Raw genomic sequence first — 13943 nt, 5'->3', positions numbered from 1 at the left:
TCTCTCGGCAATCATTGCTCGGAGAGATGCCCCTCACCCCAACCCTCTCCCCGCGAAAAGCGGGGAGAGGGGGAGGATCAAAGCCCCAGCACCGCCTTGCTGATGATGTTGCGCTGGATCTCGTTGGAGCCGCCGTAGATCGAAACCTTGCGGTTGTTGAAGTAGCTCGGCGCGATCTGCGCGGTCCAATCCATGCTCTCGTTGGAGCCGGCGTCGCCGTGCTCGTCATAGGGCGCAGCGAACGGACCGATGATCTCCATCAGCAGCTCGGTGGTGGTCTGCTGGATTTCCGAGCCCTTGATCTTGAGCACCGAGGACGCCGGATTGGGCTTGCCCTTGCCGTGCTTGCCCTCGTCGGCGACGACGCGGAGCTGGGTCAGCTCGAGCGCCTTCAGCTCGATCTCGCAGGCCGTCAGCTTCTCGCGGAACGCCGGATCTTCGATGACAGGACGGCCGCCGGACTCGACCTTGGAGGCCAGCGCGCGGATGCGGCGCAGCCGCTCCTTCGACACGCCGACCCGGGCAATGCCGGTGCGCTCATTGCCGAGCAGGAATTTGGCGTAATCCCAGCCCTTGTTCTCCTCGCCGATCAGGTTCTCGTAGGGCACCTCGACGTCGTCGAAGAACACCTCGTTGACCTCATGGCCGCCGTCGATGGTCTGGATCGGACGCACGGTGACGCCCTTCGACTTCATGCTGAACACGATGAAGGAGATGCCCATCTGCTTCTTCGCCGCCGGATCGGTGCGGCAGAGGCAGAAGATCATGTCGGCGTGCTGGGCGAGCGTGGTCCAGGTCTTCTGGCCGTTGATGATCCACTTGTCGCCGCGGCGCTCGGCCTTGGTCTTCAGCGAGGCGAGGTCCGAACCCGAACCCGGCTCGGAGAAGCCCTGGCACCACCAGTCGTCGACATTGGCGATGCGCGGCAGATACTTCTTCTTCTGTTCCTCATTGCCGAACGTGTAGATCACAGGGCCGACCATGCTGACGCCGAAGGCGAGCGGCTGCGGCGCCGGATAGGACTGCAGCTCCTCGTTGAAGATGTAATGCTGCACGGTGCTCCAGCCGGTGCCGCCATATTCCTTCGGCCAATGCGTGACGCCCCAGCCCTTCTTGTTGAGGATGCGCCACCAGGTGACCATCTCGTCCTTCGACAGATGGCGGCCTTCCTGCAGCTTGCGCCTTGTCTCCGGCGGCACGTTGTTCTTGAAGAACTCCCGTACCTCCTCGCGAAAGGCTATCTCTTCCTTGGTGAAAGCGAGATCCATCGGATCCTCCTATTGAGCGACTGATTTGGCTTGAGATGTCTTCGGCTGCTGCTGGCGCAATTCGTGGCGCGACAGCTTGCCGACGGGGGTGCGCGGCAATTCGGCGACGAACTCGACCGCCGCCGGCAGCTCGTGCTTGCCGACCTTGCCGGTGAGGAACGCCCGCAGCTCGTCGATCGAGAACTCTTTCTCGCCGTCACGCAGCTTGATGAAGGCCTTCGCGGCCTCGCCGCGGTAATCGTCGGGGATGCCGATCACGATCACCTCGTGCACGGCGGGATGGGTGTAGATCGCCTGCTCGATCATCTGCGGATAGACGTTGAAGCCGCCGGAGATGATCATGTCCTTCTTGCGGTCCACCAGATAGAAATAACCGTCCGCGTCCATGTAGCCGATATCGCCGGTGAGGAAGCGGTCGCCGACGAAGGCCTCGGCGGTTTCCGCGGGCCTGTTCCAGTAACCCTTGGTGACGTTCGGGCCGCGGATGCGGATTTCACCGACCTCGCCGACCGGCATCACCCTGGTGGAGTCCTCCAGCGACACCACGTCCATCTCGATGCCGGGCAGCATCAGCCCGATCGAGCCCGGCTTCTCCGGGCCTTCCTTCGGGTGGCCGGTGCCGGGCGAACAGGTCTCGGTCATGCCCCAGCCGCTCTTCAGCTTCATGCCGACGCGGCGCTCGAAGATCTTGGCGACCTCGACCGGCAGCGGCGCCCCGCCGGAGCCGGCGACCACCAGCGAGGACAGATCGCGCTTGTCGAGATCGGGCAGCGAGGCGATCGCAATCCACATCGTCGGCACGCCGGGAAACACCGTCGCGCGCTTGACCTCGATGTCGCGCATCACGGCCTCGACGTCGAAGCGCTGATGCAGCGAGATCAGATGGCCGCGCCGGATCGCCGACAGCAGCACCACGGTCAACGCGTAGATGTGAAACAGCGGCAGCACGCAGATCACGCGCTCGACCGCGTTGCGTTCGAGCCGCGCCGGCTTGCCCCAGACGTCGTAGATCGAGACCGCCGCGGTGAGATTGCCGTGGCTGAGCATGGCGCCCTTCGGCAGGCCGGTGGTGCCGCCGGTATATTGCAGCAGCGCGACGTCCTCGACGTCGACCGCGGGCCATTGTGGCGGCTTGACTGCGCCGTCGATGAACTGCCGGTGGGTGATAACAGCGGGATTGTCGGGCAGCGCGGCTTGCTGTGTGCCGACCTTGCCCCAATGGTCATCCTCGCAAACGATCAGGCGGTCGAGCAGCCCCTTGGCGAGGAATTTCAGTGCGGTGGGCAACAGCGCCGACAGGTTGCTGGTGACCAGCACGCGCGCGCCAGAGTCCGAGAGCTTGTGCGACAACGCGATCTCGCCGTCGAGCGGTGACAGATGCACGACGCGGGCGCCGGCCTTCAGCGCGCCGAAGAAGTTGATCGGGTGATCGGGCGAGTTGCCGAGAAACAGCGCGACCGAGGCGCCTTTGCCGCAACCGGCCCGCATGAACGCGGCGGCCGCGGTCTCGACCAGGGCTTCGAGCTCGCTGTAGCTGATCTGCCGGTCGCGAAATTCGAGCACCGGACGCGCGCCGAACTCGGCGGCGGCCGTCGAGAGCAGATCCGGCAGCGTGCCGCGCGTGATCTCGTCGCTCCACCGCACGCCCTTGGGATAATATCGTTCGCCGGGATAGGTCATGGATGCATCAACTGATGTGAGGTGAGCACCGGCTTGTGGGCTCCCCCTCCCCCTTGTGGGGAGGGGTTGGGGAAGAGGGTCACACGGGCAGTCCCGATGCGATCACCCCTCTCCCTAACCCTCTCCCACAAGGGGAGAGGGAACCCAGTCACTGCCGTTGTATCGCCGAACGTGATCACGCCGCCTTCGACGCTGCGGCGAGCGAGGCGAAGGTCTTGCCTTCGTCGGCGAGCTTCTTCAGCAGCGGCGCCGGCTCGAGCGAGGGATCGTTGGTCTCCTTGGCGTAGAAGGCCAGGCGGTCGGCGATGTGCTTGAGGCCGACGGTGTCGGCCCAGAACATCGGGCCGCCGCGATAGATCGGCCAGCCATAGCCATAGAGCCAGACCACGTCGATGTCAGACGGACGCGCCGCGATGCCTTCGGCGAGGATCTTCGCGCCCTCGTTGATCATCGGGTACATCATCCGCTCGAGGATCTCGTCGTCGCTGACGACGCGCTTCTTGCGGCCGAGACGGGCCAGCGTCTCGTCGATCAGCTTCTCGACCTCCGGATCGGGCAGCGCCGCGCGCGAGCCCTGCTCATACTTGTAGTAGCCCTTGCCGGTCTTCTGGCCGAAGCGGCCGGCTTCGCACAGCGCATCCGCGATCTCCGACTTGATGCCGCGGTCCTTGCGCGAGCGCCAGCCGATATCGAGACCGGCGAGATCGCCCATCGCGAACGGGCCCATCGGCATGCCGAACTTGGTGACGACAGCGTCCACCTGCTGCGGCAACGCGCCTTCGAACAGCAGCTTCTCGGCCTGCTTGCCGCGCTGCGCCAGCATGCGGTTGCCGACGAAACCGTCGCAGACGCCGACCACGGCCGGCACCTTTGCGATCTTGCGCGCGATCGAGACGGCGGTGACCAGCGCATCCGGCGCGGTCTTGTCGGCGCGCACGATCTCGCACAGCTTCATGACGTTGGCCGGCGAGAAGAAGTGCATGCCGAGCACGTCCTGCGGACGCTTGGTCGCTTTCGCGATCTCGTCGATGTTGAGGTAGGAGGTGTTGGACGCCAGCACCGCGCCCGGCTTGGCGTACTGATCGAGCTTGCCGAACACTTCCTTCTTGACCGCCATGGTCTCGAACACCGCCTCGATGACGAGATCGGCGTCGCCGACGTTCTCGATCCCGACGACGCCGTTGATCAGCGCCATGCGCTTGGCGGGCGCGTCCGCCGGGATGCCACCGCGCGCGGCGGTCGCCTCGTAGTTCTTCTGCATGATGCCCATGCCGCGCTTGAGCTGCTCCTCGCCGGTCTCGATCAGGGTGACCGGGATGCCGGCATTGGCGAACGACATCGCGATGCCGCCGCCCATGGTGCCGGCGCCGAGGATGGCGACGCGCGCGACGTTGCGGCCCTTGGTGCCTTCGGGGATACCGGAGATCTTGGCGGCTTCACGCTCGGCGAAGAACGCATAACGCTGCGCCTTGGACTGTTCGCCGTTCATCAGCTTGAGGAAGCCCTCGCGCTCCTTCTTCAGGCCTTCGTCGAACGGCAGGTCGATCGCGGCGCCGACGGCATCGGCGGCAGCGAACGGCGCCTCGAGGCCGCGCGACTTCTTGGTCAGCGCAGCGACCGCATTGGTGAAGATCGAACGGTCGGCCTTGGCCGCGGCAAGCTTGCTGTCGTCATCGCGCAGCTTGCGCAGCGGTCGCTTTTCGGCGACCACCTTGCGCGCAAATGCCTCACCGCCCGACGCCGGCCCCTCGACGATCTCGTCGATCAGGCCGGCCTTCAGCGCGGCATCCGCGCTGATCGGATCGCCGCCGACGATCATCTTGACCGCGAGTTCGGGGCCGACCGCACGCGGCAGGCGCTGGGTGCCTCCGGCGCCCGGCAGCAGGCCGAGCTTCACCTCGGGCAGGCCGAGCTTGGCGTCCTTGGTGGCGACGCGATAGTGGCAAGCCAGCGCGACCTCGAGACCGCCACCGAGCGCCGTGCCGTGGATCGCGGCAACGATCGGCTTCGGCGAACTCTCCATCAGGCTCAGTACCTCGGCGAGGCCGGGCGGCTTCGGCGGCTTGCCGAATTCGGTGATATCGGCGCCGGCGATGAAGGTGCGGCCGGCGCAGGTCAGCACGATGCCCTGGACCTGCGCATCGTCGATCGCGCTCTTGATGCATTCGAATATCCCGCCGCGCACCGCCGCGCTCAGCGCATTCACCGGCGGACTATTAACCGTGACGACGGCAATGTTGTCATGACGTTCGAGCTTGACGACTTCACTCACCGGGACTCTCCCTGGATGCTTGTTCTTGAACTTGTGTTGAGTAGCTGCACGACTTGCGTCGAGCCGCTGCGATCAGACCAATTTCGCACTGCGAAATTTAATTCCACATCTTGACACGGAGGGTTATTTTGAAGCACGAGCCTTGTCAACGAGCATGACAGGGGCAGGCAAGGATAGGGATGAAGCGCGCCAGCAAGAAAGCAGCGACCGATCGCAATTTCGTCGTCGCGCTTTCCCGCGGACTGGATGTCCTGCGCGCATTTCAACCCAATGACGGGCTGCTCGGCAATCAGGAGATTGCCGCCCGCACCAAGTTACCGAAGCCAACCATTTCCCGGCTGACCTACACCCTGACCAAGCTGGGATACCTTACGCCGGTACCGAAATTCGAGAAGTATCAGCTCGCGCCGTCGGCAATGGCGCTCGGCTATGCCGCGCTCGCCAATCTCGGCGTTCGGCATTTGTCCGAGCCCTATCGAGAAGAAGTGATGCGCGCGACCGGCGGCGCGGTCGCTGTCGGCGGCCGCGACCGCCACAGCATGATCTATTTCGGGCAGAGCAGGAACGGCCTGGCGCTCGGCGTGCAACTCGACGTCGGCTCGCGGGTGCCGATCGCAACCACCGCGATGGGACGTGCCTATATTTGGGCATTGCCACCTGACGAGCGTGCGGCATTATTGCGCGAGCTGCGGGATCACTATGGCAGTCGCTGGGCCAAGATGCGTGACGGCATCGAGCGCTCGGGTGAGACAGTCGCAAAACACGGCTTCACACTGTCCACCGGCGACTGGCAGAACGACGTCGCCGCAGCCGGCGTTGCGTTGAAATTGAACGACGGAACCGGTCCTTACGCGTTCAATTGCGGCGCGCCGGCATTCCGCTTCACGGAAGACAGATTGCTCAACGACATTGGACCTCGTCTTGTCGCGATGGTAAGGAACATCGAGCAGGCGCTCGGTGGAATGGCGCCGCAATCCAAAAAAGAAGAACGCAAAAAGACCAGAGTAGGAGGGAAAGTTGCACGTTTGGCCGAGGGGATCAGATAGCCTCCATCGCGTCCGGCGAAATCCATCGCAGGGCCGCTCGCACCGCGCAGAGATGGCGGGCGAGACGAGATGACGCAGGCACAGCTCGCGCAGGGGAATGATCCTCTGCTTGCGGTTCGCGACGTCAGCGTCGTGTTCGGCGGCATCATCGCATTGAATGGCGTGTCGTTCGACATGCGCCATGGGCAGATCCTCGGCCTGATCGGACCGAACGGCGCCGGCAAGACGACGCTGTTCAACTGCCTGTCGCGGCTCTATCAGCCGTCATCCGGCGACATCCTGATGGAAGGCAAAAGCATTCTGTCGCGGCCGCCGCACCGGATCGCGGAGATCGGCATCGGCCGCACCTTCCAGAACGTCGCATTGTTTCCCAATCTGTCCGTGATCGACAACGTGCGCGTCGGCGCCCATGCCCGCACCTCGAGCGACATCGTCAGCGACTCGCTGCGTCTCGCCTGGGTTCGCCGCGGCGAGAGCGACATGAACAAGAAGGTGCACGACATCCTCGGCTATCTCGATCTCGAGGACGTCGCCCACACCGTGGTCTCGGGACTTCCCTTCGGCACCCAGAAGCGCGTCGAACTGGCGCGCGCTTTGGCCGCAGATCCGAAGATCCTGCTGCTCGACGAGCCGGCCGGCGGCCTCAATCACGAGGAAGTCTACGTGCTCGGCGATTTGATCCGCAAAATCCGCGATGACCGTAAAATTACGGTGTTGCTGGTCGAACATCACATGGGTCTCGTGATGTCGATCGCCGACCACGTCGTCGCGCTCAATTTCGGCCGCAAGCTGGCCGAAGGCACGCCGGCCCAGGTCCAGGCCGACCCCGACGTCATCAAGGCCTATCTGGGGAGCAAGGACCAATGACAGCGATGCTCAACGTCAAGGACCTGCGCGCCTATTACGGCCAGGTCCAGGCCCTGCACGGCCTCTCCTTCTCGCTCAACGAGGGTTCACTGACCACCCTGCTCGGCGCCAACGGCGCCGGCAAGACCACCACGCTGCGGGCGATCTGCAACATGGTGCGATCGACCGGCGCGATCGAGTTCGAGGGCAAGCCGATCGGCACCCGTTCCACCGAGAACGTGGTCCGCCTCGGCATCGCCCATGTGCCGCAGGGCCGCGGCACCTTCACCAACATGACGGTGGAGGAAAACCTGCAGCTCGGGGCCATCAGCCGTTCCGACACCAAGGCGATCGGCTCCGACATCGAGCGGATGTACGAACATTTCCCGGTGCTGAAGCAGCGCTACACCCAGCAGGCCGGCACGCTGTCGGGCGGCGAGCAGCAGATGCTTGCGGTGGCGCGCGCGCTGATGCTGCGGCCGCGCCTGATGCTGCTCGACGAGCCGTCGTTCGGCCTCGCGCCGCTGATCGTGCGCGACCTGTTCCGCATCCTCGGCAAGATCAATCGCGAGGAAAAGGTGACCATCCTGGTGGTCGAGCAGAACGCGCAACTGGCGCTCGAGCTCGCCGACCAGGCCTATGTGATCGAAACCGGACGGATCGTGATGTCGGGCAATGCCAAGGACATCGCGAACAACGAAGACGTCCGCAAATCCTATCTCGGCTACTGAGGGAGCTGGCACAATGGAGCTTTTTGCCAACCAGGTCCTGGCCGGCATCGCCACGGGCGCGATCTATGCCTGCATGGCGCTCGCGGTCGTGATGATCTACCAGGCCATCGACCATCTGAATTTCGCCCAGGGCGAAATGGCGATGTTCTCGACCTTCGTGTCCTGGCAGCTGATGCAGTGGGGCGTCCCATATTGGGGCGCCTTCGTGCTCACCGTCGCCTTTTCGTTCGCCGCCGGCATCGTCATCGAGCGGCTGCTGTTCAAGCCGCTGGCGAAGGCCCCGATCCTGACCAACGTCGCCGGCTTCATCGCGCTGTATGCGATCATCAACTCGGTCGCCGGCCTGATCTGGGACTTCACCATCAAGCAGTATCCGACGCCGTTCGGCTCCTCGCCGTTCCTCGGCAGCCAGCTGATCTCGACCCACCAGGCCGGCATGATCGGCATCACCCTCTTGATGCTGCTCCTGCTGTTCTTCTTCTTCCGCTTCACCCGGGTCGGCCTTGCGATGCGGGCGGCCGCCTCGCTGCCTGAATCGGCCCGGCTGGTCGGCATCAACACCTCCTGGATGATCGCGCTGGGCTGGGGCATGGCGTCCGCGATCGGCTCGATCGCCGGCATGATGATCGCCCCCGTGGTGTTCCTCGAGCCGAACATGATGCTCGGCGTGCTGATCTACGGGTTTGCCGCAGCCGTGCTCGGCGGTCTGAGCTCGCCGTTCGGCGCTGTCATGGGCGGCTTCCTGGTCGGCATCTTCGAGAACCTGGTCGGCACCTACATCCCCGGTGTCGGCAATGAACTGAAACTTCCGATCGCGCTTGCGCTGATCATCGTCGTCCTGGTCGTTAAACCGGCAGGCCTGTTCGGTCGCGCCATCGTCAAGCGAGTTTGATCATGAGCGCCGCTGAAGAAATCGTCACAGAAGCCGCCGCCGTCGAGGCCGTGCCGAAGCGTGCCATGACGCTGGGCTACGGCACCTCGCTCGTCGTGCTTGCCGCGCTGATCCTGATCCCGCTGTTCGTGAAGAACTTCATCATCTTCCAGATGACGATGCTTCTGATCTACGCGCTTGCGGTGATGGCGCTCAACATCCTGACCGGCGGAAGCGGCCAGTTCTCGCTCGGCCAGAGCGCGTTCTACGCCGTCGGCGCCTATACGTCGGCGATCCTGATGGAGCATGCGGGCATGAACTATGCCCTGACACTGCCGATCGCCGGCATCGTCTGCTTCGGCTTCGGCTTCCTGTTCGGCCAGCCGGCGCTGCGGCTATCGGGCGTTTACCTGGCGCTCGCGACCTTCGCGCTCGCCACCGCAATGCCGCAGCTGCTCAAGCTCGGCTATTTCGAGCACTGGACCGGCGGCGTGCAGGGCCTCGTCGTCACCAAGCCGGATGCGCCGTTCGGGCTGCCGCTGTCGCAGGACATGTGGCTCTACTACTTCACCCTGGCGGTCTCGATCGCGATCTACGTCGCCTCGGTGAACCTGCTGCGCTCGCGCTCCGGCCGAGCCTTCATGGCGATCCGCGACAACGAGATCGCGGCTTCGGCGATGGGCGTCGACGTCGCGCTGTACAAGACCCTGGCGTTCGGCGTCTCGGCCGGCATCACTGGCGTTGCCGGCGGTCTCGGCGCCATCGCGGTGCAGTTCGTAGCGCCCGACGGCTACACCATCCAGCTCGCGATCTCGCTGTTCCTCGGCATGGTGGTCGGCGGCGTCGGCTGGCTGCCCGGCTCGATCGTCGGCTCGGCCTTCATCATCTTCGTGCCGAACATCGCCGAAGGCATCTCGAAGGGCCTGTCCGGCGCGGTGTTCGGCGTGTTGCTGTTCCTCGTCATCTTCCTCGTGCCGCACGGCGCCAGGCAGGTTGCGATCGTTGCCCAGCAACTGGCCGCAAAGCTCAAGAAGAACTAAGAATCTTTAGACCAGACCAGGAGACATTATGCTTTCTACCGTTCGGATCGCCGCGATTTCCGCGGCGATCACAGCCGTTGCTGCGACGTCCACTGCCGCATTCGCCCAAAAGAAATACGACACCGGCGCAAGCGATACCGAGATCAAGATCGGCAACATCATCCCCTATTCGGGACCAGCCTCCGCCTACGGCGTGATTGGCAAGACCGAAGAAGCCTATTTCAAGATGATCAACGACCAGGGCGGCATCAACGGCCGCAAGGTCAACTTCGTCACCTATGACGACGCCTACTCGCCGCCGAAAGCGGTCGAGCAGGTGCGCAAGCTGGTCGAGAGCGACGAAGTGCTGCTGGTCTTCAACCCGCTCGGCACGCCGTCCAACACGGCGATCCAGAAATACCTGAATTCCAAGAAGATCCCGCAGCTGTTCGTCGCCACCGGCGCAACCAAGTGGAACGACCCGAAGAACTTCCCGTGGACCATGGGCTGGCAGCCGAGCTACCAGAGCGAAGCGCAGATCTATGCCAAATGGCTGATGAAGGAGAAGCCCGACGCCAAGGTCGCGATCCTCTATCAGAACGACGATTTCGGCAAAGACTACCTCAAGGGCACCAAGGACGGCTTCGGCGCCAAGGCGGCCTCCAGCATCATCATGGAGGAGAGCTACGAGATTTCCGAGCCGTCGATCGACAGCCATATCGTCAAGATCAAGGCCGCTAATCCGGACGTGCTGCTGATCTACACCACGCCGAAATTCGGCGCCCAGACTATCAAGAAGACCGCCGAGCTCGGCTGGAAGCCGCTGCAGATCATCACCAACGTGTCGGCCTCGGTCGGCAGCGTGATGCAGCCGGCCGGCTTCGACAACGCCCAGGGCGTGCTGTCGGCAGCCTACGCCAAGGACGGCGCCGATCCGCAATGGGCCAGCGATCCCGGCATGAAGAAATGGTCAGCCTTCCTCGACAAGTACATGCCGGGTGCCGATCGGACCGATGGCGGTTACGTCTACGGCTATGGCGCCGCGCAGACGCTTGCCAAGGTGCTGGAAATGTGCGGCGACGACCTCACCCGCGCCAACGTCATGAAGCAGGCGGCAAGCCTGAAGGACTTTACGCCGGACACCTTGCTGCCCGGCGTCAAGATCAACACCTCGGCTACCGACTTCGCCCCGATCGCCCAGTTGCAGATGCAGCGCTTCAAGGGTCAGAAGTGGGAACTGTTCGGTGACATCATTTCCGGCGACGTCCCCTCCGAGTGAGGTTGCACTGCGGGAATAAAACAACGGCCTCCGCGATCGCCGTCGCGGGGGCTTTTTGTTGACGCCCCGCGCCGATGGTATTGAATACTGCAAACCAAGAACTCGAGGTGGGGAAACCATGACTGCCGCACGTCCGTCCCTGACGGCGCTGTTGTCCGCATTCGCTCTGATCCTGACGAGCTGCAATGTCGCGCTGGCGCAGAAGCGCTACGACACCGGGGCCAGCGACACCGAGATCAAGATCGGCAACGTCGTGCCCTACAGCGGCCCCGCATCCGCCTACGGCACGATCGCCAAGACCGAGGCGGCCTACTTCAAGATGATCAACGCGGCCGGCGGCATCCACGGCCGCAAGATCACGTTCATCTCCTATGACGACGGCTACTCACCGGCAAAGACGGTCGAACAGACGCGCAAGCTGGTCGAGGACGACGGGGTGCTGCTGGTGTTCGGCTCGGTCGGCACCGGCAGCAACGCGGCGATCCGGAAATACATGAACGAGAAACAGGTGCCGCAGCTGTTCATCGCCTCCGGCGCCTCCAAGTTCAACGACCCCAGGAACTATCCGTGGACCATGGGCTGGCAGCCGTCCTACCAGGACGAGGCGCGGGTCTACGCAAAATACATCATGAAGCACAAGCCCGACGCCAAGGTCGCGGTGCTCTACCAGAATGACGATTTCGGCAAGGACTACCTCAAGGGCCTGAAGGACGCGTTCGGCGACAAGACCTCGATGATCGTCGCCGAAGAAGCTTACGAGACGTCGGAGCCCACGATCGACAGCCATATCGTCAAGCTGAAGGCGGCCGGCGCCGACACATTCGTCAGCATCACGTCACCGAAATTCGCGGCGCAGGCCATCAAGAAGGCCGCCGAAATCGCCTGGACACCGTTGCAGATCGTCGCCAACGTCTCCGCCTCGGTCGGCGGCGTGATGCAGCCGGCCGGCTTCGAGAATTCGCAGGGCATCCTGTCGGCGTCCTATCTCAAGGACGGCGCCGATCCGCAATGGGACAAGGACCCCGGCATGGAGACATTCCTTGCCTTCCTCAAGAAGGATTACCCCGAGGCCAACAAGCTCGACGGCGCCACCTCGTTCGGCTACGCAGCCGCACAGACCATGGCGCAGGTGCTGGAGATGTGCGGCGACGACCTTACCCGCGCCAACATCATGAAGCAGGCCGCGAGCCTGAAGGATTATGTCCCGGGCACGCTGCTGCCGGGCATCAGCATCAACACCTCGGCCACCGACTTCGCGCCGATCAAGCAGTTGCAGCTGATGCGCTTCAAGGGCGAGAAGTGGGAGCTGTTCGGCGACATCATCTCGAGCGGGCTCAGCAACTAGGGCGACCCACGAACTCCACGCAAACGCTTCGCGTGTGTTGCGAGGCGATTCCGCGGCGCTGATTTTCCTCGCAACGCTTTCGACTAAATGACGCCCTCCGCGGCAGCGCCGCGGGAGGCTTCCTGTTGCTGCCACCAGACGAAAGGTATTCAATGCCGGAAGGAGCCGCAAAGTGCTCCCACTCCAAAAATCGTGACACATTCACCGTGATCCAAGGGAGATCAAAATGCCTGCTATCCATTTGCGGTTGGGGGCCTTTTCGGCTGCCCTCGCATTGCTCGCGGCGGCCACGACCCCCTCCGTCGCGCAGAAGAAATACGACATCGGTGCCTCCGACAGCGAAATCAAGATCGGCAACATCATGCCCTACAGCGGGGCGGCTTCGGCCTATGGCGTGATCGGCAAGACCGAGGCGGCCTATTTCCGCAAGATCAACGCCGAGGGCGGCATCAACGGCCGCAAGATCACCTTCATCAGCTACGACGACGCCTATACGCCGCCGAAGACCGTCGAGCAGGCGCGCAAGCTCGTCGAGAGCGACGAGGTGCTGCTGATCTTCAATTCGCTCGGCACGCCGCCGAACTCGGCGATCCAGAAATACATGAACCAGAAGAAGGTGCCGCAACTGTTCGTCGCCACCGGCGCCACCAAGTGGAACGACCCGCGCGAATTCCCCTGGACGATGGGCTGGCAGCCCAACTACCAGAGCGAGTCGGTCATCTATGCGAAGTACATCCTGAAGAACAAGCCCGACGCCAAGATCGCGGTGCTCTACCAGAACGACGATTACGGCAAGGATTATCTGAAAGGATTCAAGGACGGGCTCGGCAGCAAGGCTGCGTCCATGATCGTCGCCGAAGACAGCTACGAGGTGACGGAGCCGACCATCGACTCTCACATCGTCAGGCTCAAGGCTTCCGGCGCCGACGTGTTCTTCAACATCACGACGCCGAAGTTCGCGGCGCAGGCGATCAAGAAGAACGCCGAGCTCAACTGGCATCCGCTGCATTTCCTCAACAACGTCTCCGGATCGATCGGCAGTGTGATCAAGCCCGCGGGCTTCGAGAACGCCCAGGACATTATCTCGTCGCAGTATTTCAAGGACCCGACCGACCCGCAGTGGAAGACCGACAAGGCAATGATCGCCTGGAACGAGTTCCTCGATAAATACTATCCGGAAGCGAACCGCGCCGATGCCTCCGTGATGTACGCCTACATCGTCTCGCAGGGCCTGGTGCATGTGCTCAAGGCGTGCGGCGACGACCTGACCCGCGAGAACGTCATGAAGCAGGCGGCCAGCATCCGCGATTACGAACCCGGCGGCCTGTTGCCGGGTGTCAAGGTCAATACCTCCGCTACCGATTTCGCGCCGCTCTCGCAACTGCAACTGATCCGCTTCAAGGGCCAGACCTGGGAGCGCTTTGGCGAGATTTTGAGCGGCGACGTCGGCGGCTGACCCGGAATTGTCGACTAAAGACCAGAGCCCCTGCGGCGTTGTCGCAGGGGCTTTTCATTGAGACGACCCGGCCAAGATGGTAATTTCACCTGATAACAACAGAGCCCTCGAAACAGGGGGCCGCGACACA

11 protein-coding genes are annotated in these 13943 nt (G+C 63.3%); 8 read left to right on the top strand and 3 right to left on the bottom strand.

Going from position 1 to position 13943, the window contains the following annotated elements; genetic code table 11:
- Window positions 1-77 precede the first annotated feature (77 nt).
- From pimC to AKN83_RS08555, 3 genes are all read right to left on the bottom strand, one after another.
- Entirely contained in the window at window positions 78-1268 is a 1191-nt protein-coding gene (pimC, locus tag AKN83_RS08565) for a pimeloyl-CoA dehydrogenase large subunit (RefSeq protein WP_050406258.1), read from the bottom strand.
- 9 nt (window positions 1269-1277) lie between these two features.
- Entirely contained in the window at window positions 1278-2948 is a 1671-nt protein-coding gene (gene pimA, locus AKN83_RS08560) for a dicarboxylate--CoA ligase PimA (RefSeq protein ID WP_050406257.1), read from the bottom strand.
- 175 nt (window positions 2949-3123) lie between these two features.
- Window positions 3124-5220, bottom strand: a complete 2097-nt coding sequence (locus tag AKN83_RS08555) for a 3-hydroxyacyl-CoA dehydrogenase NAD-binding domain-containing protein (protein ID WP_050406256.1) — start codon at window positions 5218-5220, stop codon at window positions 3124-3126.
- Between the two features lie 179 nt (window positions 5221-5399).
- Here AKN83_RS08555 and AKN83_RS08550 point away from each other — a divergent pair, with 179 nt between their 5' ends.
- From AKN83_RS08550 to AKN83_RS08515, 8 genes are all read left to right on the top strand, one after another.
- Complete coding sequence (locus AKN83_RS08550) at window positions 5400-6266, top strand: IclR family transcriptional regulator (RefSeq protein ID WP_050406255.1); 867 nt, start codon at window positions 5400-5402, stop codon at window positions 6264-6266.
- A gap of 69 nt (window positions 6267-6335) precedes the next feature.
- Complete coding sequence (locus AKN83_RS08545; protein WP_050406254.1) at window positions 6336-7133, top strand: ABC transporter ATP-binding protein; 798 nt, start codon at window positions 6336-6338, stop codon at window positions 7131-7133.
- The gene (locus tag AKN83_RS08540; protein ID WP_050406253.1) at window positions 7130-7843 is read left to right on the top strand and encodes an ABC transporter ATP-binding protein; all 714 of its coding nucleotides are present in this window, start codon (window positions 7130-7132) and stop codon (window positions 7841-7843) included. The genes AKN83_RS08545 and AKN83_RS08540 overlap by 4 nt, the downstream gene beginning before the upstream one ends.
- A 13-nt stretch (window positions 7844-7856) precedes the next feature.
- Entirely contained in the window at window positions 7857-8735 is an 879-nt protein-coding gene (locus AKN83_RS08535) for a branched-chain amino acid ABC transporter permease (RefSeq protein WP_024581729.1), read from the top strand.
- 2 nt (window positions 8736-8737) lie between these two features.
- On the top strand, window positions 8738-9754 hold the full coding sequence (locus AKN83_RS08530) for a branched-chain amino acid ABC transporter permease (RefSeq protein WP_050406252.1): 1017 nt from the start codon (window positions 8738-8740) through the stop codon (window positions 9752-9754).
- A 28-nt stretch (window positions 9755-9782) separates the two neighbouring features.
- A complete protein-coding gene (locus AKN83_RS08525; RefSeq protein WP_050406251.1) occupies window positions 9783-11012 on the top strand; it encodes an ABC transporter substrate-binding protein in 1230 nt (409 codons plus the stop codon).
- A 118-nt stretch (window positions 11013-11130) separates the two neighbouring features.
- The gene (locus tag AKN83_RS08520) at window positions 11131-12357 is read left to right on the top strand and encodes an ABC transporter substrate-binding protein (RefSeq protein ID WP_050406250.1); all 1227 of its coding nucleotides are present in this window, start codon (window positions 11131-11133) and stop codon (window positions 12355-12357) included.
- 226 nt (window positions 12358-12583) lie between these two features.
- Window positions 12584-13813: an ABC transporter substrate-binding protein gene (locus tag AKN83_RS08515; RefSeq protein ID WP_063695265.1), complete on the top strand. Its 1230-nt coding sequence runs from the start codon at window positions 12584-12586 to the stop codon at window positions 13811-13813.
- The last annotated feature ends 130 nt before the right edge of the window (window positions 13814-13943 follow it).

Origin of the sequence: Bradyrhizobium embrapense (assembly GCF_001189235.2) — a bacterium.
Lineage (GTDB): Bacteria > Pseudomonadota > Alphaproteobacteria > Rhizobiales > Xanthobacteraceae > Bradyrhizobium > Bradyrhizobium embrapense.
Note: the sequence above shows the minus strand (reverse complement) of the source record. Positions and strands in the feature narration are given on the sequence as shown.

Coding starts and splice junctions, on each gene's coding strand:
- AKN83_RS08540 (WP_050406253.1), top strand. CDS start 7,130: ATGACAGCGATGCTCAACGTCAAGGACCTGCGCGCCTATTACGGCCAG.
- AKN83_RS08525 (WP_050406251.1), top strand. CDS start 9,783: ATGCTTTCTACCGTTCGGATCGCCGCGATTTCCGCGGCGATCACAGCC.
- AKN83_RS08545 (WP_050406254.1), top strand. CDS start 6,336: ATGACGCAGGCACAGCTCGCGCAGGGGAATGATCCTCTGCTTGCGGTT.
- AKN83_RS08535 (WP_024581729.1), top strand. CDS start 7,857: ATGGAGCTTTTTGCCAACCAGGTCCTGGCCGGCATCGCCACGGGCGCG.
- AKN83_RS08550 (WP_050406255.1), top strand. CDS start 5,400: ATGAAGCGCGCCAGCAAGAAAGCAGCGACCGATCGCAATTTCGTCGTC.
- AKN83_RS08520 (WP_050406250.1), top strand. CDS start 11,131: ATGACTGCCGCACGTCCGTCCCTGACGGCGCTGTTGTCCGCATTCGCT.
- AKN83_RS08530 (WP_050406252.1), top strand. CDS start 8,738: ATGAGCGCCGCTGAAGAAATCGTCACAGAAGCCGCCGCCGTCGAGGCC.
- pimA (WP_050406257.1), bottom strand. CDS start 2,948: ATGACCTATCCCGGCGAACGATATTATCCCAAGGGCGTGCGGTGGAGC.
- AKN83_RS08515 (WP_063695265.1), top strand. CDS start 12,584: ATGCCTGCTATCCATTTGCGGTTGGGGGCCTTTTCGGCTGCCCTCGCA.
- pimC (WP_050406258.1), bottom strand. CDS start 1,268: ATGGATCTCGCTTTCACCAAGGAAGAGATAGCCTTTCGCGAGGAGGTA.